Below are 239 nucleotides of genomic sequence, written 5' to 3' on the forward strand. Positions count from 1 at the left end.
GTGATCGGCTTTCAATGGACGCGCAGAGGGCGTTTCTCCATGGAGACTAGAGTAGAGGTTCTCACGACCAGGAGGGCTGGACGTGCGGTTCACCGGCACTGGCCGGACGAGGTCAAGGCGCAGATCGTTTCGGAAAGCCTTCGTCCCGGCGCGACGGTGAACGAAGTGGCAGAGCGGCATGGCCTGAAGCCGACCCATCTGTCCACTTGGCGGACGATGGCGCGGCAGGGCAAGCTGGT

The 239-nt window shown here is 63.2% G+C and carries 1 protein-coding gene; it reads left to right on the plus strand.

The genetic code is table 11. The features are described from left to right. Positions 1-39: 39 nt before the first annotated feature. Positions 40-239 (plus strand): transposase (locus ACPYOI_RS36885; RefSeq protein ID WP_481424286.1); only part of this gene is annotated, 200 nt, incomplete at its 3' end.

The organism is Rhizobium sp. SVR5-2C, from assembly GCF_056755115.1.